This window comes from Rahnella woolbedingensis, assembly GCF_003602095.1.
Lineage (GTDB): Bacteria > Pseudomonadota > Gammaproteobacteria > Enterobacterales > Enterobacteriaceae > Rahnella > Rahnella woolbedingensis.
Map to the genome: position 1 here is coordinate 13,263 of NZ_RAHH01000030.1, position 20,352 is coordinate 33,614.

The 20,352-nt window shown below is 52.6% G+C and carries 21 protein-coding genes and 1 tRNA gene; 9 read left to right on the plus strand and 13 right to left on the minus strand.

Annotated features, from left to right (window positions below; translation table 11 throughout):
* Positions 1-162 precede the first annotated feature (162 nt).
* The 7 genes from D6C13_RS20770 to xerD form a co-directional block, all read right to left on the minus strand.
* A complete protein-coding gene (locus D6C13_RS20770; protein WP_120134559.1) occupies positions 163-1,335 on the minus strand; it encodes a tyrosine-type recombinase/integrase in 1,173 nt (390 codons plus the stop codon).
* 164 nt (positions 1,336-1,499) lie between these two features.
* Positions 1,500-1,573, minus strand: a tRNA-Gly gene (locus tag D6C13_RS20775).
* Positions 1,574-1,723: 150 nt separating this feature from the next.
* Positions 1,724-3,253, minus strand: a complete 1,530-nt coding sequence (gene lysS, locus D6C13_RS20780) for a lysine--tRNA ligase (protein ID WP_120134560.1) — start codon at positions 3,251-3,253, stop codon at positions 1,724-1,726.
* A 9-nt stretch (positions 3,254-3,262) separates the two neighbouring features.
* A protein-coding gene (gene prfB / locus D6C13_RS20785; protein WP_120134561.1) for a peptide chain release factor 2 occupies positions 3,263-4,361 on the minus strand; the annotation gives its coding sequence in 2 pieces (ribosomal slippage) (positions 3,263-4,285 and positions 4,287-4,361; 1,098 coding nt in all).
* 130 nt (positions 4,362-4,491) lie between these two features.
* Positions 4,492-6,225 carry a single-stranded-DNA-specific exonuclease RecJ gene (recJ, locus tag D6C13_RS20790; RefSeq protein WP_120134562.1) on the minus strand — a complete coding sequence of 578 codons (1,734 nt, stop codon included), beginning with the start codon at positions 6,223-6,225 and terminating at the stop codon, positions 4,492-4,494.
* Between the two features lie 6 nt (positions 6,226-6,231).
* Complete coding sequence (gene dsbC / locus D6C13_RS20795; RefSeq protein WP_120134563.1) at positions 6,232-6,948, minus strand: bifunctional protein-disulfide isomerase/oxidoreductase DsbC; 717 nt, start codon at positions 6,946-6,948, stop codon at positions 6,232-6,234.
* A gap of 25 nt (positions 6,949-6,973) precedes the next feature.
* Positions 6,974-7,933 (minus strand): site-specific tyrosine recombinase XerD, encoded by a 960-nt coding sequence (gene xerD, locus D6C13_RS20800; protein ID WP_120134564.1) that lies wholly within the window; start codon positions 7,931-7,933, stop codon positions 6,974-6,976.
* 110 nt (positions 7,934-8,043) lie between these two features.
* Between xerD and fldB the strand changes: the two genes are divergently transcribed.
* Complete coding sequence (fldB, locus tag D6C13_RS20805) at positions 8,044-8,562, plus strand: flavodoxin FldB (protein ID WP_120134565.1); 519 nt, start codon at positions 8,044-8,046, stop codon at positions 8,560-8,562.
* 34 nt (positions 8,563-8,596) lie between these two features.
* Here the strand turns inward: fldB and D6C13_RS20810 are convergent, their stop codons facing one another.
* Positions 8,597-9,049, minus strand: coding sequence for a protein YgfX (locus D6C13_RS20810; RefSeq protein WP_120134566.1), 453 nt, complete (start codon positions 9,047-9,049; stop codon positions 8,597-8,599).
* On the minus strand, positions 9,030-9,296 hold the full coding sequence (gene sdhE, locus D6C13_RS20815) for an FAD assembly factor SdhE (protein WP_112291258.1): 267 nt from the start codon (positions 9,294-9,296) through the stop codon (positions 9,030-9,032). The genes D6C13_RS20810 and sdhE overlap by 20 nt, the downstream gene beginning before the upstream one ends.
* A 278-nt stretch (positions 9,297-9,574) precedes the next feature.
* Between sdhE and ygfZ the strand changes: the two genes are divergently transcribed.
* Positions 9,575-10,567: a tRNA-modifying protein YgfZ gene (gene ygfZ / locus D6C13_RS20820; protein ID WP_120134567.1), complete on the plus strand. Its 993-nt coding sequence runs from the start codon at positions 9,575-9,577 to the stop codon at positions 10,565-10,567.
* A 67-nt stretch (positions 10,568-10,634) separates the two neighbouring features.
* Here the strand turns inward: ygfZ and D6C13_RS20825 are convergent, their stop codons facing one another.
* On the minus strand, positions 10,635-11,165 hold the full coding sequence (locus D6C13_RS20825) for a class IV adenylate cyclase (RefSeq protein ID WP_120134568.1): 531 nt from the start codon (positions 11,163-11,165) through the stop codon (positions 10,635-10,637).
* A 201-nt stretch (positions 11,166-11,366) separates the two neighbouring features.
* Here D6C13_RS20825 and D6C13_RS20830 point away from each other — a divergent pair, with 201 nt between their 5' ends.
* Positions 11,367-11,807, plus strand: a complete 441-nt coding sequence (locus tag D6C13_RS20830) for a DUF1198 domain-containing protein (RefSeq protein WP_120134569.1) — start codon at positions 11,367-11,369, stop codon at positions 11,805-11,807.
* Positions 11,808-11,933: 126 nt separating this feature from the next.
* Positions 11,934-12,821: an AraC family transcriptional regulator gene (locus tag D6C13_RS20835; protein WP_120134570.1), complete on the plus strand. Its 888-nt coding sequence runs from the start codon at positions 11,934-11,936 to the stop codon at positions 12,819-12,821.
* A 78-nt stretch (positions 12,822-12,899) separates the two neighbouring features.
* On the opposite strand, the gene D6C13_RS20840 is transcribed toward D6C13_RS20835, so the two are convergent.
* Entirely contained in the window at positions 12,900-13,235 is a 336-nt protein-coding gene (locus D6C13_RS20840; RefSeq protein ID WP_120134571.1) for a DUF2002 family protein, read from the minus strand.
* Between the two features lie 126 nt (positions 13,236-13,361).
* The gene (locus D6C13_RS20845; RefSeq protein WP_120134572.1) at positions 13,362-14,558 is read right to left on the minus strand and encodes an MFS transporter; all 1,197 of its coding nucleotides are present in this window, start codon (positions 14,556-14,558) and stop codon (positions 13,362-13,364) included.
* A 274-nt stretch (positions 14,559-14,832) separates the two neighbouring features.
* On the opposite strand from D6C13_RS20845, the gene D6C13_RS20850 reads away from it, so the two are divergent.
* Positions 14,833-15,138 carry an ElaB/YgaM/YqjD family protein gene (locus D6C13_RS20850; protein ID WP_120134573.1) on the plus strand — a complete coding sequence of 102 codons (306 nt, stop codon included), beginning with the start codon at positions 14,833-14,835 and terminating at the stop codon, positions 15,136-15,138.
* Between the two features lie 128 nt (positions 15,139-15,266).
* Here D6C13_RS20850 and pdxR read toward each other — a convergent pair whose 3' ends face one another.
* On the minus strand, positions 15,267-16,721 hold the full coding sequence (gene pdxR / locus D6C13_RS20855; RefSeq protein WP_120134599.1) for a MocR-like pyridoxine biosynthesis transcription factor PdxR: 1,455 nt from the start codon (positions 16,719-16,721) through the stop codon (positions 15,267-15,269).
* A gap of 123 nt (positions 16,722-16,844) precedes the next feature.
* On the opposite strand from pdxR, the gene D6C13_RS20860 reads away from it, so the two are divergent.
* The 4 genes from D6C13_RS20860 (at position 16,845) to nrdE (ending at position 20,332) form a co-directional block, all read left to right on the plus strand.
* Positions 16,845-17,276: a carboxymuconolactone decarboxylase family protein gene (locus D6C13_RS20860; protein ID WP_120134574.1), complete on the plus strand. Its 432-nt coding sequence runs from the start codon at positions 16,845-16,847 to the stop codon at positions 17,274-17,276.
* A 257-nt stretch (positions 17,277-17,533) separates the two neighbouring features.
* Positions 17,534-17,773: a glutaredoxin-like protein NrdH gene (gene nrdH, locus D6C13_RS20865; RefSeq protein ID WP_013574097.1), complete on the plus strand. Its 240-nt coding sequence runs from the start codon at positions 17,534-17,536 to the stop codon at positions 17,771-17,773.
* Between the two features lie 10 nt (positions 17,774-17,783).
* Positions 17,784-18,188, plus strand: a complete 405-nt coding sequence (nrdI, locus tag D6C13_RS20870; protein ID WP_120134575.1) for a class Ib ribonucleoside-diphosphate reductase assembly flavoprotein NrdI — start codon at positions 17,784-17,786, stop codon at positions 18,186-18,188.
* The gene (gene nrdE / locus D6C13_RS20875) at positions 18,170-20,332 is read left to right on the plus strand and encodes a class 1b ribonucleoside-diphosphate reductase subunit alpha (RefSeq protein WP_120134576.1); all 2,163 of its coding nucleotides are present in this window, start codon (positions 18,170-18,172) and stop codon (positions 20,330-20,332) included. Before nrdI ends, nrdE begins: the two co-directional genes overlap by 19 nt.
* Positions 20,333-20,352 lie beyond the last annotated feature (20 nt).

A 20,352-nucleotide genomic window follows, 5' to 3' on the forward strand; every position in this document is an offset into this window, starting at 1 on the left:
AGCTCAGCACAAGGTGATCACCACATAATCAATTGAAATATAATGAATAAATAGAAAAGTGAACACTGTGAACACTTTTCTAATAAATCTTTTTTTCTAAGTCACCTGTTCAGCGTGAGTTTGGATACAATGAAAACCGTTAAGGTATCGGACCTATATCATTCAGATGCCAAAACTATCCATATAATCCGCATACCACTGCATCATCTCCCGACGCCCATCCAAATACAAAGCGTGGTTATACGTGCCCCTAATGCTGTTCTTATCAACATGAGCGAGTTGTAGCTCGATCCAAGCAGAGTTATAACCTTTCTCATGCAATATTGTGCTCATGGTATGTCTGAATCCGTGACCGGTTGCTCTACCATTGTAACCAATGCGTTTCATCACCTGGTTTATAGAGGCTTCACTGATAGGTTTTCTAAAGTCTCGCCCTGGGAAAATGAGTTCATAACGGCCAGTCACGATTCTGATTTGTTCAAGTAAACCTATTGCCTGTTTAGATAACGGCACCAAATGAGGACGCCCCATTTTCATATGCTCGACGGGTACTTCCCACACCCTATTCTCCATGTCGATTTCAGACCATTGCGCCCTACGTACTTCACCTGGTCGTAATCCAGTGAGGATTAGAAGCTGGGTCGCAATTTTGGTGATCACGCTGCCGGTATATGCGTTTAACTCACTTAAGAACTCAGGTAATTCATGGGCGGCCAGATGTGCATAATTATTGGCCTTATGGGGTTTCATCGCTGAGGCGAGATCCGGCGCGGGATTGTACTCGGCGCGACCAGTGATAATAGCGTAACGGAAAACCTCACCACACCTCTGGCGCACCTTGCGTACTTTCTCTGTAGCTCCCCTGTTTTCAACCTGTCTAAGCATTGCCAAAAGCTCTAAAGGCTTAATTTCTGCTATAGGACGAAAACCAAGATACGGAAATACATCTTTCTCAAAGGTATCCATCATCTCAGTTCGGTATGATGCCGACCAACGGTCATAACGATGCTCATACCATTCACGGGTAATCGCTTCAAAGGTGTTAGTTGCTGAAAGAGTTTTTGCGGCTTTCTGCTCTTTCCTCAATGTGCTTGGATTAACACCTGATGCAACCATTCGACGAGATTCATCACGCCTTTGTCGCGCATCAGCCAGGGAAACGTGCTCATAGGTTCCTAATGACAGCATTTTGGGTTTACCGTCAAAACGATAGCGAAAACGCCAAGCTTTACTGCCGTTGGGCTCAACAAGAAGTGATAAACCCAGGCCATCGCTCAGGGTGTAAGGCTTTTCTGTGGGCTTAGCCTTTTTAATTTGTAGTTCTGTCAGAGGCATTGTGTATAGGAATCCGTGTGTATAGAAAAACTATACGCGATCATATACACATCAGACACTGGCTTTCAAGGGATGAGCTCGGACGCTAGCGGACTGAAAACCGGCTAATTCATTTGATTTTATTGGTTTTTTCGGATGCTTACGGAAGGTCTGGGAAGTACTTTTGGAGCGGGTGAAGGGAATCGAACCCTCGTATGCAGCTTGGGAAGCTGCCGTTCTACCATTGAACTACACCCGCATCGGTGTGCGACTGGCATTATAACCGGTTACGACGGCGGAGCAAGGCGTGATTGCAGATAAGCGCTGGAGTTTTAAGCAGTTAGCGCGTGGCGTGATCTGTGGCATGAAAAAGGGCGCCGGAGCGCCCTTTTGTTGTTTCTGAAGAAACTTATTTCTGTGTCTGCGGACGCATCGCCGGGAACAGGATAACGTCGCGGATGGTGTGGCTGTTGGTGAACAGCATAACCATACGGTCGATACCAATGCCCAGACCGGCAGTCGGTGGCAGGCCGTGTTCCAGCGCTGTCACGTAGTCTTCATCGAAGAACATCGCTTCGTCATCGCCTGCATCTTTGGCAGAAACCTGGTCAGCAAAGCGCTGCGCCTGGTCTTGTGCATCGTTCAGCTCAGAGAAGCCGTTACCGATTTCACGGCCACCGATGAAGAACTCGAAACGGTCAGTGATTTCAGGGTTGTCGTCATTACGGCGCGCCAGCGGAGAAACTTCTGCCGGGTACTCGGTAATGAAGGTCGGCTGGATCAGCTGCGCTTCTGCGGTTTCTTCGAAGATCTCAGTCACGATACGGCCCAGACCCCAGCTCTTCTCGATTTTGATACCGATAGATTCTGCGATAGCGGTCGCTTTGGCCAGATCGTCGAGATCAGCAACGTTGGTTTCCGGACGGTATTTGCAAATCGCTTCACGCATGGTCAGCTTGGCGAAAGGTTTGCCGAAATCGAAGGTCTGTTCGCCGTACTGCACAACACTGCTGCCCAGAACGGATTCGGTCAGAGTGCGGAACAGAGTTTCGGTCAGAACGATCAGGTCTTTGTAATCCGCGTACGCCATGTAGAGTTCCATCATGGTGAACTCTGGGTTGTGACGCGGAGAAACGCCTTCGTTACGGAAGTTACGGTTGATTTCGAATACGCGATCAAAACCACCCACAACCAGACGTTTCAGATACAGTTCCGGCGCGATACGCAGGTACATGTCGATGTCGAGCGCATTGTGGTGAGTGATGAACGGACGAGCCGCTGCACCGCCAGGGATCACCTGCATCATCGGGGTTTCGACTTCCATGAAGCCGTTTTCCACCATGAAGCTGCGGATACCCGACATGATCTGAGAACGGATCTTGAAGGTTTTACGGGAATCATCGTTAGCGATCAGGTCGAGATAACGCTGACGGTAACGCGCTTCCTGATCCTGCAAGCCGTGGAATTTATCCGGCAACGGACGCAGTGCTTTGGTCAGCAGACGCAGTTCAGAACAATGGATCGACAGTTCGCCGGTCTTGGTTTTGAACAGCTTACCGGTCGCGCCCAAGATATCGCCCAGATCCCATTTTTTGAATTGCTCGTTATAGATGCCTTCAACGAGATCATCACGCGCCACGTAAAGCTGGATACGGCCGCCGACATCTTGCAGTGTCACGAAAGACGCCTTGCCCATGATACGGCGGGTCATCATACGGCCACCGACGGTGACTTCGATGTTTAATGCTTCCAGTTCTTCGTTGGTCTTTTCGCCATATTTCGCATGCAATTCATCAGAAATGCTGTCACGACGGAAATCGTTAGGGAAAGCGATACCGGATTCGCGCAGTAAAGCCAGCTTCTCACGACGAGATTTCAGCTCGTTGTTAAGGTCTGGTACGTTTTCTGCACTTTGCGCTGCTGGTTGTTGCTCAGACATTTTGGTTCCTCATAACCCGGCTTTCAAACTTGCCTCAATGAATTTATCCAGGTCGCCATCCAGTACGGCCTGCGTATTTCGCGTTTCGACGCCCGTGCGTAAATCTTTGATTCGGGAATCATCCAGCACGTAAGAACGAATCTGGCTGCCCCAGCCGATGTCAGACTTGTTGTCTTCCAGCTGCTGTTTGTCCGCATTTTTCTTTTGCATCTCATACTCATAAAGCTTCGCACGCATCTGCTTCATGGCCTGATCTTTGTTTTTATGCTGGGAGCGGTCGTTCTGACACTGAGTCACAATGTTGGTCGGAAGGTGGGTAATACGTACCGCAGATTCCGTTTTGTTGACGTGCTGACCACCCGCACCGGACGCGCGGTATACGTCGATACGCAGGTCGGCAGGGTTAATTTCGATTTCGATATCGTCATCCACTTCCGGATACACAAACGCGGAACTGAAAGACGTGTGGCGACGGCCACCGGAGTCGAACGGGCTCTTACGCACCAGACGATGAACGCCGGTTTCAGTACGCAGCCAGCCGAACGCATAATCGCCGATGATCTTAATAGTCGCAGACTTAAGCCCGGCAACATCACCGTCAGATTCTTCGATAACTTCTGTTTTGAAACCCTTGGCTTCTGCCCAGCGCAAATACATACGCAGTAGCATGCTCGCCCAGTCCTGCGCTTCCGTACCACCGGAACCCGCCTGGATATCAAGGTAGCAGCTCGCGCTGTCGTATTCGCCGGAGAACATGCGACGAAATTCCAGCTGTTCCAGCTTAGCGGTCAGGGCATCAAGTTCGGCAACCGTTTCATTGAAGGTGTCTTCATCGTCAGCTTCAACAGCCAGCTCCAGCAGGCCGGTCACATCTTCCGCGCCCTGCAACAACTCATCGATGGTTTCAACGATAGCTTCCAGCGAGGAACGTTCTTTGCCCAGCGCCTGTGCGCGTTCTGGCTCGTTCCACACGTCCGGCTGTTCCAGCTCGGCGTTTACTTCTTCGAGGCGTTCTTTCTTGGCATCATAGTCAAAGATACCCCCGAAGAACGACTGTCCGCTCGGACAGGTCCTGAATGCGGTTTTTAACCGGATTAATTTCAAACATGATTTTTCGCGTCTTACGTTAGATTCGGAGTTGGCCCAATGCCATTCGAACCGCCAATTCTAACGGAATTAGCGGTGTTTTTATAGCAAGGAGCCGTTTTTTTGCAGGGTTTATTCAGCGTGAAAAGCGCTTATTTCGGCCACAAATGTTCGATAATCAGCTGAACACTGCGATTTCCCCGAAATTCATTGATATCCAGCCGGTACGCCAGCTGCACTTCGCGGATGCTGCTGTCCGGCCAGAACGTTGGGTCGATGTTAAATGCGATACCGTCGAGCAACGGACCGCCGCCGACGGGTTCTATCATCAGCTTCAGATGACGCTCTTTGAGCAGCTTCTGTTGCAGGATACGGAAGGTGCCATCAAAGGTCGGTTCCGGAAACGCCTGTCCCCACGGGCCGCCGTCACGCAGCATTTCAGCCGTATCGATGGTCAGCTCATGGGCGGAGAGCTCGCCATCCGACCAGACCACGCCTTCCAGATGAGAAGGATCCAGCCATTCACCCACCAGTCCGGCAAACTTGTCGCGAAATTCGTCGAACTTGCTTTCTTCCAGCGACAAACCTGCCGCCATCGCGTGTCCGCCAAATTTCATCATCAGACCCGGGTTAAGCGTATCCAGGCGTTCCAGCGCATCGCGCATATGCAAACCGGCAATCGAACGGCCGGAGCCTTTCAGAATACCAGCGCCCGCGGGAGCAAACGCAATCACCGGCCGGTTAAAGCGTTCTTTCAGACGTGATGCCAGAATACCGACCACGCCCTGATGCCATTCCGGATGGTACATCGCCAGCCCGAACGGCAGCGCGTCAGTGCTGCGCTCGAGTTTGTCGCACAGCGCCAGCGCTTCAACCTGCATGCCCTGCTCTATCTCGCGGCGGGTCTGGTTCAGCGCATCCAGATCACTGGCCAGCGCACGCGCCTGACCGATATCTTCACTCAGTAACAGCGCCACGCCGACCGACATATCATCAAGACGACCGGCGGCATTGAGCCGTGGCCCGAGCGCAAAACCTAAATCACTGGCGCACAATGTGCGGGCTTCGCGCCCCGCCACTTCGAGCAGCGCGCGGATCCCCGCCCGGCATTTTCCGGCACGGATACGATTCAGCCCCTGATACACCATGATGCGGTTGTTAGCATCGAGCGGCACGACGTCCGCCACCGTGCCCAGCGCGACCAGATCCAGATGTTCCGCCAGATTAGGAATGGCCAGACCGTTTTGCTCAAACCAGCCGCTGTCACGTAATGCACTGCGCAGCGCCAGCATCAGATAAAATGCCACGCCGACACCTGCCAGCGATTTGGACGGGAACTCGCAGCCGACCAGATTCGGGTTAATAATCGCTTCGGCATCCGGCAATGTTTCGCCCGGTAAATGGTGGTCAGTGACCAGCACCTGAATGCCCTTTTCGTGGGCCAGTGTCACCCCGGCGTGAGAAGAAATACCGTTGTCGACGGTCAGGATCAGCTCCGCACCGCGCGATGCGGCCTGTTCCACCACTTCCGGGCTGAGGCCGTAGCCGTCTTCAAAACGGTTCGGCACCAGATAATCCAGATTCCCGCAGCCCATACTGCGCAGCGAGAGCAAGGTGAGCGCGGTGCTGGTTGCACCATCGGCATCAAAATCGCCCACGATAATAATACGCAGACGTTCAGCCAGCGCTTTTTGCAACAGCGCGACTGCGGTATCAATGCCGTCAAGTTGCTGATAAGGCAGCATTCCGCGCACGCTGCGCTCAAGCTCCTGGCTCTCCTTCACCCCACGGGCGAGATACAAACGGCGCAACAGCGGAGAAAGATCGGCGGGAAGATCCACGCCCGTTGCCGCCTCACGGCGGCGAAGTTGAGTCTGCAAGGTCACGAAAAATCAACCACCCGTTTTATGTGAAGGATCCCGCTGATCGAGCATCGCGGCCATTTCTTTTGGCGGCTGATAACCCGGGATCAAAGTCCCGTCTTCCAGCACCACAGCCGGAGTACCGGTAACGCCAAACTGAACGCCCAGTTCAAAGTGTTTGGCAATGCTGGTGGCACAGGTGGCCGGTGTAATTGCATCGCCACGCATCGCCGCATCAAAATTGGTTTTACGGTTGCCGGTACACCAGATTGACTGCATATCTTTCTCGGTCTGGGAATTCAGCCCCTGACGCGGGAATGCCAGATAACGCACCGTGATACCCAGATCGTTATAGTCCTGCATCTGCTGGTGCAGTTTGTGGCAATAGCCGCAGGTGATGTCGGTGAACACCGTAATCACATGCTTTTCGTTTTTGGCTTTGTAGATAATCATTTCGTTTTGCAGCGCATCGAGCTTTTTCACCAGCGCTTTATTGGTCACGTTGACCGGGTTGGTACCGCTGACGTCATACATCGGCCCCTGCAAAACATGCTTGCCATCTTCGGTGATGTAAATCGTACCGCTGTCGGTGGAAACGGCGCTCAGCCCGTTCACCGGCGTAGACTGTACCTCGGCATTGCTCATACCCAGTTTGCCCAGCGTGGCCTTGATTGCTGCATCATCAGCATGGACCGCACAACTCATACACGCGGTCAGGAATGTCAGCAGCAGTAAACCTTTTTTCATCATGTCGTCCTTTCTCTCCGGCCTGTTACGCACGGGGATGATGTTGTTGATGTAGCTGTTTGAGTCGTTCTGTCGCTACATGGGTATAAATTTGAGTGGTTGATAAGTCACTGTGACCTAACAACATTTGCACCACGCGCAGATCCGCACCGTGGTTCAGTAAGTGGGTGGCGAAAGCGTGGCGCAGAACGTGAGGTGACAACCGTTCCGCATCAATGCCCGCAAGGATCGCATAGTGTTTGATACGATGCCAGAATGTCTGGCGCGTCATTTGCTGCGCGCGATTGCTTGGGAAGACGATATCCAGCGACTGACCGTTCAGCAGCCACGGCCTGCCGTGCTCAAAATAATTCTCAATCCAGTACACCGCTTCTTCGCCCATCGGCACCAGACGTTCTTTGTTCCCTTTACCGATAACGCGCACCACGCCCTGTCGCAGACTCAGGTCACTGAGCGTCAGCCCGACCAGCTCGGAAACACGCAAACCGGTGGCATACAGCAGTTCCAGCATCGCTTTATCGCGCAGTTCCAGGGGAACATCCACGCTTGGTGAAGCCAGCAGCGCATCAACCTGTGCTTCACTGAGATCTTTCGGCAATCGCTGCGGTAATTTTGGCGAAGACAGTAATGCTGTCGGATCATCCTGCCGCACAGATTCGCGGTTCATATACTGGAACAGACGGCGCATCGCACTGAGCAGACGCGCTGAACTGGTGGCTTTATATCCGCCCTCAATCCGCTCGGAGAGGAAAGATTGTAAATCCTCCGCGCTGACATGCAGTAAATCAGTCTTATTGTGATGCAGCCAGCCCAGCAGCGTTTTGAGATCCTGCCGGTAGGATGAGAGCGTATTTTCAGCGAGATTTCGCTCAATCCACAGCATATCCAGAAACTGCTCTGTCAGGCTCTGGTCGGCCTCATTTACTGCCTGCTGAGCCTGCTCAGTGGTAACGTCCTGAGTGTTCACATTATCTTGTTTTGGCATCCCGACTCCTGTTTCCTGAGCACATACTGCGCCAGCCATTATGCCTTTCATGCATCCAAATCTGCTACACTGCCTGCCATTCGTATTCTTATGACGTTATGGCAACAAGCATGAAAATTGGACTTTTCTACGGTTCCAGCACCTGTTACACCGAAATGGCTGCGGAAAAAATTCGCGACATTCTGGGCGAAGAACTGGTTGATTTGCACAACATCAAAGATGTTGATCCTGATGTGATGGAAGACTACAGCATCCTGATCCTCGGCATCCCGACATGGGATTTCGGTGAAATTCAGGAAGACTGGGAAGCCGTCTGGAATCAACTTCCTACGCTTAAATTACGCGGCAAAATTGTTGCCATGTACGGTATGGGCGACCAGCTCGGCTACGGCGAATGGTTCCTCGACGCGCTCGGAATGCTTTACCATCAGCTGGTGCCGCTGGGTGTTCGCTTTGTCGGTTTCTGGCCGACGGAAGGCTTTGAATTTACCAGCCCGAAACCGCTGAGCGCCGATGGTAAACATTTCGTCGGGCTGGCACTCGACGATGTGAATCAGTTTGATCTCACCGAAGAACGCCTGCAACAGTGGTGTGAGCAAATCCTGCTGGAAATGGACGCCTTGCTGTAACACGTTGCTATCCGCAAACGGTAATACGCAAACTTCAGCCCGGTTCTGCCGGGCTTCGCGGATGACTGTTCAGCAGTATCTGGCGCAAATGCCGCCATTCTTCCTGACTCATGCTGTCCGAGGCCAGCCACAAACGCTGCCTCCTGCTGCGCATTGCCTGTGCCAGACCGCCTTTGAGCTTCTCGCGACGCAGTGAAAGCAACGCGCCGTGGCTTATCAACCACACCGGTTGTTTAATATGCCATTCATGACCGCGCCATAAAAGACGGTAATCATTCGTCAGAACAATTTCGCCGGTACGTGCCGTGATACGACGCTGACTGCGGATGCATTCAAACAGCACCAACAACAGCAGCGTCATCCAGACAGGCCAGTAACCCGCAGGCCAGGGCGCCAGCAAAATCAGCAGCATCACCGTACCGTAACATCCCAGTGAGAAAAGCTGACTGCGCCAGGACACCCTCAGATCACATCGCCACAGGGCCACGGGCTTTGTTTCGCGTCTGGATAAGCGCGACCATGCGTTGCAATTCGGTATCGTTCGGCTCGCCGTGATTCATCAGCCAGTTAAACAGATCAGGGTCGTCGCAGGTCAGCAGGCGGACAAACACCTCTTTATCGGCTTCGCTCAGCGAATCATACTCATGTTCGAAAAACGGCATGATTGAAATATCCAGCTCGCGCATACCACGGCGGCAGGCCCAGTGAACTCGGGAACGGTTATTAATATCCAGTTGATTTTTGCTTTCCATAACAAGGCTCTTTGTTGAGATACAGAACGTGAGTTTCTTTATGTCTGCGATGATTCTAACAGCGGCGCGTCATGCAACGTAACTTTTCAGTGCCCTGTTTTGTCAATCTACGTGATGTACCGTAAAACCTGCTGTAAACATGTCGGGTGTTTTACATTCTCTGGAAGGCATCCCGTAAAAGGCACCAATAACTGTTTTCAAAGCGGGTGGGCTCTTTTACCATGAGGCATCAGTCACATTTCATTGACCGGGATTAGAAAATGGCTAACGAATTTCCCTTTCCACCGCAAAAACCTTCAGCGTCCTCTCATCTGCCGCTGACACTGATCTCTCTGGAAGACTGGGCGCTGGTCACCATGACCGGCGCTGACACCATGAAGTACCTGCAAGGTCAGGTCACTGTAGATGTTGATGCGCTGGCCGCCGACAGCCACGTTCTTTGCGCGCATTGTGACGCGAAAGGAAAAATGTGGAGCAACCTTCGTCTGTTCAAACGCGGAGATGGCATGGCGTTTATTGAGCGTCGCAATTTGCGCGACACTCAGTTAACCGAAATGAAGAAATATGCGGTGTTCTCCAAAGTGACGTTCACGGCGGACGACGACGTCGTGTTGCTCGGTGTGGCAGGTTTCCAGGCCAGTGCCGCGCTGACAGGTCTCTTTTCGACACTACCAACGGCAGAGCAGCAAGTGGTGCAACAGGATGAAACCACCCTGCTGCATTTCTCTCTGCCGGCAGAACGTTATCTGATTGTGACCAGCCCGGAAAAAGCCCGTCAGGTGGTCGAAGAATTAGGTGAGCAGGCGCAGCGCAATGACAGCCAGCAATGGCTGGCCCTGGATATCGAAGCCGGTTTCCCGGTGATCGATACGCCTAACGCCGTGCAGTTTATTCCGCAGGCGACCAACATTCAGGCGCTCGACGGCATCAGCTTTACCAAGGGTTGTTATGCCGGTCAGGAAATGGTCGCACGCGCAAAATACCGTGGTGCCAATAAACGCGCGCTTTACTGGTTGTCCGGCAAGGCGAGCAAAGTGCCGGCTCCGGCAGACGACCTTGAATTGCAACTCGGGGAAAACTGGCGTCGCACCGGTACCGTTCTGTCTGCCGTTCAGCTCAACGACGGCACGGTTTGGGTTCAGGCCGTGCTGAATAACGATCTGGATGCCGACGCGAATCTGCGTGTGCGTGAAGACGCCACCAGCCAGCTGAGCATTCAGCCGTTGCCGTATTCGCTGGAAGAAACGAAGTAACATTGCGCATATTGCCGCCTTCTTGCCCTTTTTAATAGGCAGGACAGAGGCAGGCGGCAATATGAATTCAGTCGTGATGGTGTTTGCCTTTGGCATTGAGCAAATCGACATAAGCCTGATCGACCAGTTCCTGCCGCTCGATACCTAGCTTTTCCAGTAAATCCTCAGCAATCGCAATGCCGTATTCCGGCGTTTCGCCCTCGTCCAGCACCACTTCAAACTCGAGATAATCTCCCAGATGTTTTACCCGATCGAGATGCAAACGGGTCTGTCCGGTCATGAATAACGTCCGCTGCTTGATGACACGACCTGCAGCGCCATAAGCGAGCGTCAGCGTTTCACGCAGGCTGTCCGGATCATGGGTTTCTGTCAGCTGGTAGAAGCTGGTTTTCGGGCCTGCCTGATCCGGACGCTGATAGAAAATCAGTTCACCGTGAACGGGCGAAAAAGTGCGTAATTTCAGCCGTCCGTGCGGACAGATAAAAAAGGTATCATCCTGATCAATGATGTCCGGCAATCCGTCAGCAAGCAGCGCCAGCTTTTCATACATCGCTGAAAAATCATCAATCCTGGCTTTAATTTCAATGTTTCTGGCCATCCGTCACTCCTTTAAGGGCTCACGCTTTTTTATCTGATTTAATCAATATCCCATGACCTTACAATGACATTCTGCGAAGCGGGCGCAAATTCTTTGTCACTCCTTCACGTATTTCCTGTCATTAGCAGATAAACTCCCCGCATCGGGTGTTGCATGCACCTTTCACATCACGCCAGAAAAGGCCGGAGGCCAGAGTCCAGAATGATATGGATTATGCTTGCTGCAATTGTTGTGGTTTTTATTGTGGGTTATTGGTTTATGACGGCAGACACCCGCAAAGCGAACGCGTCTCTCGCCAGTCTGTTGAAAATTAAGCCGGTTTATATTGATTCAATGCTGCTGGAAATGGGCAAACGACAGAGCCAGATGTTTATCCGCTCCATAAGCGGTGGCTACGCTGAAGAGATCCGCAAAGCAGCCTACGTAGTGTTTATTTATCAGACATTTATTAAAGATGCTTCAGATGAGAACATCGTCCGCTGGCGTAACATTCTGGTGCGCGCCCATCTGCCGCCGCAGCTGAGCAGCGAACACGCCGAACTGGCGCTGTTTTATTTCGCGGAACTGGATATCGAACCTTTTGAACTGGCGCAATTTCGCCGCGACTACAATCAGACTTATAACCAGATCCATCTGGTTTAACGTTCCGCTTCGCATCAGAAATGGCCCTTATCCGGGCCATTTTCGTTTCTGCTTCATTGAAAAAGCAATCTCAGTCAGGACAGTCCCTCGCACGGCAGGTAAAGTACAGGCCATGAAGGAGAGGAAATGAATCACGACAAAGCCCGGCTTTATCAGCGACGTTTTCTGCAGGTATTTGCCTATATAGAACAGCATCTGGACAGCCCGATAACCGTGGAACAACTCAGTGAAGTTGCCTGTTTCTCCAGGTTTCACTTTCACCGGCAGTTCGGTCAGTTCTGCGGGGTCAGCGTTAGCCGTTACATCACTTTGATGCGCCTGAAACGCGCCTCGTTCCGGCTGGTACAAAACCCATTGGAAAAAGTAATTGGTATTGCGCTGGATGCCGGATTTGAAAATCCTGAGTCGTTTTCCCGTGCCTTCAAAAACACTTTTGGTCTGAGCCCCAGTGAGTTTCGCAAAAATCCTGTCTGGGTCGACTGGCATGTGCATTTTCAATTTCCCGGCAGGGAAAATCAGCAGAGGCTGGTAAATATGGAAGTCAAAATCATTGAAGTGGAACCGATGCGGGTCGCAGTGCTGGAACATCTCGGTGATCCGATGCGGGTAAACAATACGGTCGCAACGTTTATCGAATGGCGTAAAGCCTCCGGGCTTTCGGATTACACACAACGCGGCACTTACGGCATTCCGTATAACGATCCGCTGGTCACGCCGGGCGAGGAATTTCGTTTCGATGTTTGTGGCGAATTAGACCCGCAGGCCAATGGCAACGTGCCCGAAAACCCACAGGGAGTGATCGCCAAAACACTGCCGGGCGGGCGTTGCGCGGTGGTTCGTCATGTCGGAGCGTATGACCGGATAAGCGACAGTGTCTATTATCTTTACCGTGAATGGCTGCCACAAAGCGAAGAGGAATTACGGGATTTTCCGGTTTATTTCCGCTATCTGCATCTTGATCAGGAATTACCGGAACATGAACAGAAAACCGATATTTTGTTGCCGCTGAAATGAAGCCGCTGAAATAAAATATAAATGTGAGGTAACAGCGCTGGTGAAATCAGCGCTGTCTGTTCCTGTTCCGTTGCCGGATTATCTGAACACATTATCCAGATAGCTCGCGAGAATCTGACGTGAACTGAAACCGTGGCAAATTCCATAATAGGTTTCGTTGTCGCTGGAAACATCCAGCGGGAAATTCTTGTACGCATCACTGCTGCGAAAAGATGCCGTCGGTTCGGCAAATTGTTCACTGCGCTCTTTCAGCGCCGGGTGTATTACCAGGGCAGTCCGGCCAAACCGCGCTTCCCGGTTTACATACACATAATGCTCGCCACGGCGATAACCGTAAGCTTTATCAACAACAAAATCGCGTTCGAACCCTGATGTTTCTAAAACGCGTGCCACTTCATCTGGCCGTAAATACATGGTTGCTCCTCGCTTCTTTAACCGCAAGGCGACCTTACCGCAATAACTCTGCCAGACAATGCGTTTATCCTAAACTTTAGCGTATTTAGGATTTATCTAAACGCATCATCCTCACAATTAAAAAGGCTATTCAGTCTGTGTCTGACGCGAGGTTTGCAGCCATATTTTGAGGGTCAGCAGCCAGGCGACCACCACCATAAATGCTGCGGCCAGATAAATAGACGGCGTGCCCAGATGCGAAATAATCAGCCCGGCGACCGGTCCGGTGATACCCAGCCCGAGATCTAAAAATGCAGAATATAGGCCCAGCGCTGTGCCCTGATTTTGCGGCGGCACCTGTTTCACGGCTTCCACGCCCAGCGCCGGGAAAATAAGGGAAAAGCCGGAACCGGTAAGGAACGCGCCAAACTGGACTGACAGCGGATCGTGCCCCATCCAGATCATCAGCAGCCCCGCGACCTCAAACACGAATGACACCAGCGAGACCCGCAGGCCGCCAAACCGGTTAATCATATTGCCGAAGATCAGACGCGCGCCGACAAATCCGAGGCTGAATAAGGTGAGCGTGAACGCCGCCCCGCTCCAGCCTTTATCGGCGTAATACAGCGTGATAAAGGTGGCGATAACGCCGAACCCGATAGTGCCAAAACCGAGCCCCAGCCCGTAAAGCCAGATGCGTCCGACTACCGCCTTAAAGGCGATACGTTTACCGGCGGTGACGGAAATCGCCGCTTTCATGCAAGCCAGAATGGCGGCAAAAGCGGCGGCAACGACGATCAGAACGGCGACGCCCATCAGTCCGTACGCGTGGTTGAGCAAAACCCCGAGCGGCGCGCCGACGGCCATCGCGCCATATGTCGCCACACCGTTCCAGGAAATCACCCGCGCCGTATGTTTTGCGCCCACTGCACCAATCCCCCACAAAGTGGTGCCGGTGCTACCGAAGCTTTCCCCCACGCCTAAGAAAACGCGCGCCAGACAAAGCAGCAGCAGGCTGGCGAGGGGATTAGCGGCAAACCAGAAAGCGAACGCGTAAAAAACGCCGCTCATCCCGCAGCAAACCAGACCAAAAATCACCACCCTTTTCGGCCCCAGCAGATCGGCGTAACGCCCTGCGTGCGGACGGCTTATCAGCGTCGAGAAATACTGGACGCTGATCACCAGCCCCGCCAGCACTGAGTTATATCCCAGGGTGTTATGCACAAAGCCCGGCAAGACGGCGAGCGGTAAGCCGATAGTCAGATAGACAACGAAGGTAAACAGCATGAACGACAAAATGCGTTTATTGAGGACAGCGTTAGAACGAAGCGTACTTAAAGACATGGGCGGACCCGAAAAATGAGATCACTGAGAGTGGAATCAACAGTATAAACAGGTTTCAGCCTCACTACGGGTTAAAAATGTTATTGGCTGTAACGTGAATTTTGTTTTGCAGAGAAATCTGAGCCGCGTCACGCCATCCCGCGCCCCGCCTGACTTGTTACCACAGCGTCATGGTCTGAAAAGCCCGATAATCCCAGTCCTTTGTCCTTAAAGAACCATCCGGTACAACATTATGGTCTATGCTTAATTCAACAGTCACACAAGGAGAGACGGAATGTTTAAGAAAACAGATAAAGTAGAAAAAAATATCAATCAGGACGTAACCCTGCTGGCGGACACGCTGGATGAAGTGCTTCAGTCTGCAGGTGATAAATCCAGGGACGAATTGGATAAGATCCGCAGCAAAGCACAGGGCGTTCTGCGCGATACCCGCGCACGTTTTAACACCGATAAAATCAGCCAGCAGGCACGTGATGCGGCAGCTTCAGCCAACGATTATGTGAAAGATAATCCGTGGTACGGCGTCGGTGCCGGTGCGGCAATCGGTATTGTTATCGGGGTCCTGCTGGGACGTCGCTAACGTTAAAGGCAATTTGTGATGTTTCACTCCTGTGTCGGGAATATGGCTTAAAAAGCTGAAACATCCGCGTGGTTCCCTCATTGCCGCGCAATTGCTAAAAAGACGACGGAGCCTTCGGGCTCCGTTTTCTATTTCTGGGTCTTTGAAATCACTTCTTCCAGTCGCGCGGCCAGTTGGTTTGCCTGTTCCTGAGTGCCAATATTAGGAAATCCCATCAGCAGTCCGTTCGGGCGCAGCACGTCGCCACGTTCACGCCGCTCAACCTGCCAGTCGGAAAGCGCCTGTACCGCCAGCCCCTGTTCGCGGGCATTTTTGGCAATCAGCGCATCATCGAGATTTTTGTTCAGGCTGGCGGACAGCTGGATCCCGCCGACTTGCTGATTCACCCGCAATATCTCCGCCGAAAACTGCGCCGTCAGCGCCTGTTCCAGAAAGCCACGCCGCAGTGCATACAACTGACGCATTCTTTTCAGATGCCGGTAGAAATGCCCCTGTTCGATAAATTCCGCAATGCTGCTTTGCAGCAACGGCGGCGTACCGCAAATCCGCAGCGGGCAATAAGCTTCGATTTTCTCCACCAGACTTTCTGGTACCACGACATAACCGCAACGCAGCGCCGGAAACATCACTTTGCTGAAGGTGCCGGCATAAATCACCCTTCCCTGCGTATCCAGGCTTTTCAGGGAAGGGAGCGGCTGGCCGTGATAACGAAACTCGCTGTCGTAGTCATCTTCGATAATCCACGCCTGCTGTTTCGCCGCCCAGTCGAGCAACGCCATGCGCCGCGCTAAACTCATGGTCACGCCGGTCGGGCTCTGATGTGCTGGCGTCACAACGGCAAATCGCGCGGCAGGAAACTGCTTCACCGCCTGCGGCACATTCATGCCTTCATCGTCCACGTTCACCGCCATGGCAACCGCACCTGCCGCGCGGAAAAACGCCTGTGTTACCGGATAACCGGGGTCTTCCAGCCACACACCGTCGCCGGGCTGCAACAGGCTGCCGATAATCAAATCCAGAACCGGTGCGTAACCACCGCAGATAAAAATCTGTTCGGGGCGGCAGGTAAACCCGCGGGAAAGTTGCAGATAACGCGCGACTGCATTGCGCAATCCGTCAGTGCCTGCCAGCGGCGGATGACCGAGATCGTTCATGCTGGTGTGACGGATTTGCCGCGAGACTATGCGCGACCAGATAGCGCGGGGGAATTCATCGAGCGCCGGAAGCCCGAGCTGGAAAGGCAAAGAAGAAACAGAGGGCAGCATCGGATTGATAGGTTTACGCGCCGCGTCTTTCCTGACAGGCCTGGGGGCAGCGGCGGATAAACTTTCCGGCGCGCTGACCACTGTTCCGGCCTGCCCGCGGCTTTGCAAAAATCCTTCCGCCATCAGCAGGCCATAAGCATTTTCCACCGTTGCGCGCGCCACCCCGAGTTCGCTGGCCAGTGCCCGCACAGACGGCACGCGGCTGTCGCGTCTAAGCTGCCCGGCCATGATCGCCTGTTTTACCCGCTGATAAATCTGGCGGTAAAGTGGCTCTTTATGCCGGGGATCGAGCTGAAAGGAAAGACTGAAGCCGCGCATCATGACCTGTTTAAATATGTATTTTATGGCCCTGTAGTATAGACCATGCGAGGCGTAAAGTAGCGGTCATTGAGGCGCACGGTGCGCCACTGTTAAATCCCAAAAATCCCAGAGGAAATCATCATGACTGCACTTCGCCTGCCTTACTATTCCCTGTCTTCTTCCGTGATGGAGCCGATGAAAGCGGCGCTCGGCGCGCTGGAAAACGGTCCGCTGGATAACGTGATTATCGAACTGGCGTTCCTGCGTGTTTCACAAATCAATGGCTGCGCCTATTGCCTGGACATGCACTCCAAAGCGCTGCGTAAAATGGACGTTGCTCAGGCCAAACTCGATCAGCTTGCGGGCTGGCAGGTCAGCCACGTGTATTCAGAACGTGAACGTGCGGCGCTGGCGTGGGCAGAATCCCTGACGCTGGTGGCTACCACCGGTGCGCCGGACAATGCGTTTGAGCCACTGAAAGCACAATTCAGCGACGTCGAAATCTCAGAACTGACGTTCGCCATCGGCCTGATGAATGCTTTTAACCGTCTTGCCGTGGGTATGCGCCAGTAATTTCACCGCTTAAAAAACGAACTGTAAAAAGTTTTTCCTCTCGAGCCCGCTTCCAGCGGGCTTTGTCGTTTTTGCAATAAGCAAATTTAGAAAATCTACATATTGTGTGGTTGAAAATTTAAATCACCACATCTAGTATTCAATGCATCGGGACGCCACGATGGCACCGACTCTCGCGCCTTTCCCCCGGCTGAAACGACCGCACAGCGGGAAGGTAAAAATTGTCTCTGATTTCTCACCAGATGGAAATACGAATCATGAGCATTATTATTTACAGTAAACCAGACTGTGTCCAGTGCAACGCGACTTACCGTGCATTAGATAAACAAGGCATCGCTTACGAAGTTGTGGATTTAACTCAGGATGAGCAGGCTCTTGGCCAGGTTCGTGCGATGGGTTATCAGCAGGTTCCGGTGATTGTGGCCGGTGACGACCACTGGTCTGGTTTCCGTCCGGACAAAATCAGCGCCCTGCGCCAGCTTCAGAACGCGTTCTGAGGCCCGGCGGATGAATCCGTTGGTCTATTTTTCCAGCAGTTCAGAAAACACCCATCGCTTCGTCGGCAGAACAGGTTTGCCGGCGATCCGCATCCCGATTAATCGTCAGCCCGAAAAATTGCGCATCGACACACCGTACATTTTGGTGGTGCCGAGTTACGGCGGCGGATCGGCCAAAGGCGCGGTACCGACTCAAGTGATCCGTTTTCTCAACGATGAACATAACCGTTCACTCATCCGCGGCGTTATCGCCGCCGGAAACACTAACTTCGGCGCAGCGTATTGTATTGCCGGCGACATTATTTCCCAGAAGTGTCAGGTGCCTTACCTGTACCGCTTTGAATTGCTGGGAACGCCGGAAGACGTTGCAAAGGTCAGACAGGGAGTAACAGAATTTTGGCAGCGACAGAACTAGCTATCACCGACCCCGGCACCAGCAGCCCGGACTATCACGCGCTTAACGCGATGCTGAATCTGTTCGACACTAACGGTCAGATCCAGTTTGATAAAGACCGTCTGGCCGCGCGCCAATACTTCCTGCAACACGTCAATCAGAACACGGTGTTCTTCCATAATCTGGCGGAAAAACTGCGGTATCTGGTGGAAGAAGGCTATTACGAAGCCGCTGTGCTGGATCAGTACGCGTTTGACGATATTAAGGCGTTATTCAAACAGGCTTACGCCAAAAAATTCCGCTTCCAGACTTTCCTGGGCGCGTTCAAGTATTACACCAGCTACACGCTGAAAACTTTCGACGGCAAACGTTATCTCGAACGTTATGAAGACCGTGTCTGCATGGTGGCGATGACGCTGGCACGCGGCGATATTCAGCTCGCCAGCCATTTTGTCGATGAGATTATCTCTGGCCGCTTCCAGCCTGCGACACCGACGTTTCTCAACTGCGGCAAAAAACAGCGCGGCGAGCTGGTCTCCTGCTTTTTGTTACGCATCGAAGACAATATGGAATCCATCGGGCGCTCGGTGAACTCGGCGTTGCAGCTTTCCAAACGCGGCGGCGGCGTGGCGTTTATGCTGACCAACATCCGTGAAGTGGGTGCGCCGATTAAGCGCATCGAAAACCAGTCTTCCGGTGTTATTCCGATCATGAAAATGCTGGAAGATGCCTTCTCTTACGCCAATCAGCTGGGTGCGCGTCAGGGCGCAGGCGCGGTCTATCTGAACGCCCATCACCCGGATATTTTGCGTTTTCTCGATACCAAACGCGAAAACGCCGACGAGAAAATCCGTATTAAAACGCTGTCGCTGGGTGTGGTTATTCCGGACATCACCTTCGAACTGGCGAAGAACAACGAAGATATGTATCTGTTCTCGCCGTACCACGTCGAGAAAGTGTATGGCGTGCCGATGTCGGAAATCAGCATCAGCGAGAAATACCGTGAGATGGTGAATGACAAGCGCATTCACAAAAGCAAAATCAACGCCCGCGAGTTCTTTCAGGTGCTGGCGGAAATTCAGTTTGAATCCGGTTATCCGTACATGATGTTTGAAGATACGGTAAACCGCGCCAATCCGATCAAAGGTCGCATCAACATGAGCAACCTGTGTTCGGAGATTTTGCAGGTGAATTCGCCAACGATCTACGGCGAAGACCTCTCCTATCAGGAAATTGGCAAAGACATCTCCTGCAATCTCGGCTCACTGAATATCGCCTCGGCGATGGATTCACCGGACTTCGGCAATACCGTGGAAATGGCAGTGCGTGCGCTGACCGCGGTGTCTGACATGAGTCACATCCGCTCGGTGCCGTCTATCGATCAGGGGAATCAGGATTCTCACGCCATCGGCCTCGGACAGATGAATCTGCACGGCTATCTGTGCCGCGAGCGGATTTATTACGGCTCGGCAGAGGGGCTGGATTTCACCAATATCTATTTCTGCACCGTGGCTTTCCACGCCATCCGTGCGTCAAACCAGATTGCCATCGAACGCCAGCGGTCGTTTAAAGGTTTCAAAGATTCCACTTATGCCAGCGGCGCCTATTTCGACAAATATGTCGATGACGCATTGGCTGCGAAATGGCAGCCGAAAACCGAACGCGTGCGCGAACTGTTTGCTGACGCCGGAATTGCCATTCCGGCCACCGCAGACTGGGTGGCACTGCAAGAGTCCGTAATGCAGCATGGCCTGTATAACCAGAACTTACAGGCGGTGCCGCCGACCGGTTCAATTTCTTACATTAATAATTCGACGTCGAGTATTCACCCGATTGTGTCCCGCGTAGAAATCCGTAAAGAGGGCAAAATTGGTCGCGTGTATTATCCGGCGGCGTTTATGACCAACGACAATCTGGATTACTACCAGGATGCCTATGAAATCGGTCCGGAAAAAATCATTGATACCTACGCAGAAGCCACGCAGCACGTCGATCAGGGGCTGTCGCTGACGCTGTTCTTCCGCGATACCGCCACCACGCGCGACATCAACAAAGCGCAGATTTACGCCTGGCGCAAAGGCATCAAAACCATTTATTACATCCGTCTGCGCCAGATGGCGCTGGAAGGCACTGAAGTTCAGGGCTGCGTTTCCTGCACGCTGTAACCGATTGAAAGGACTTAAAA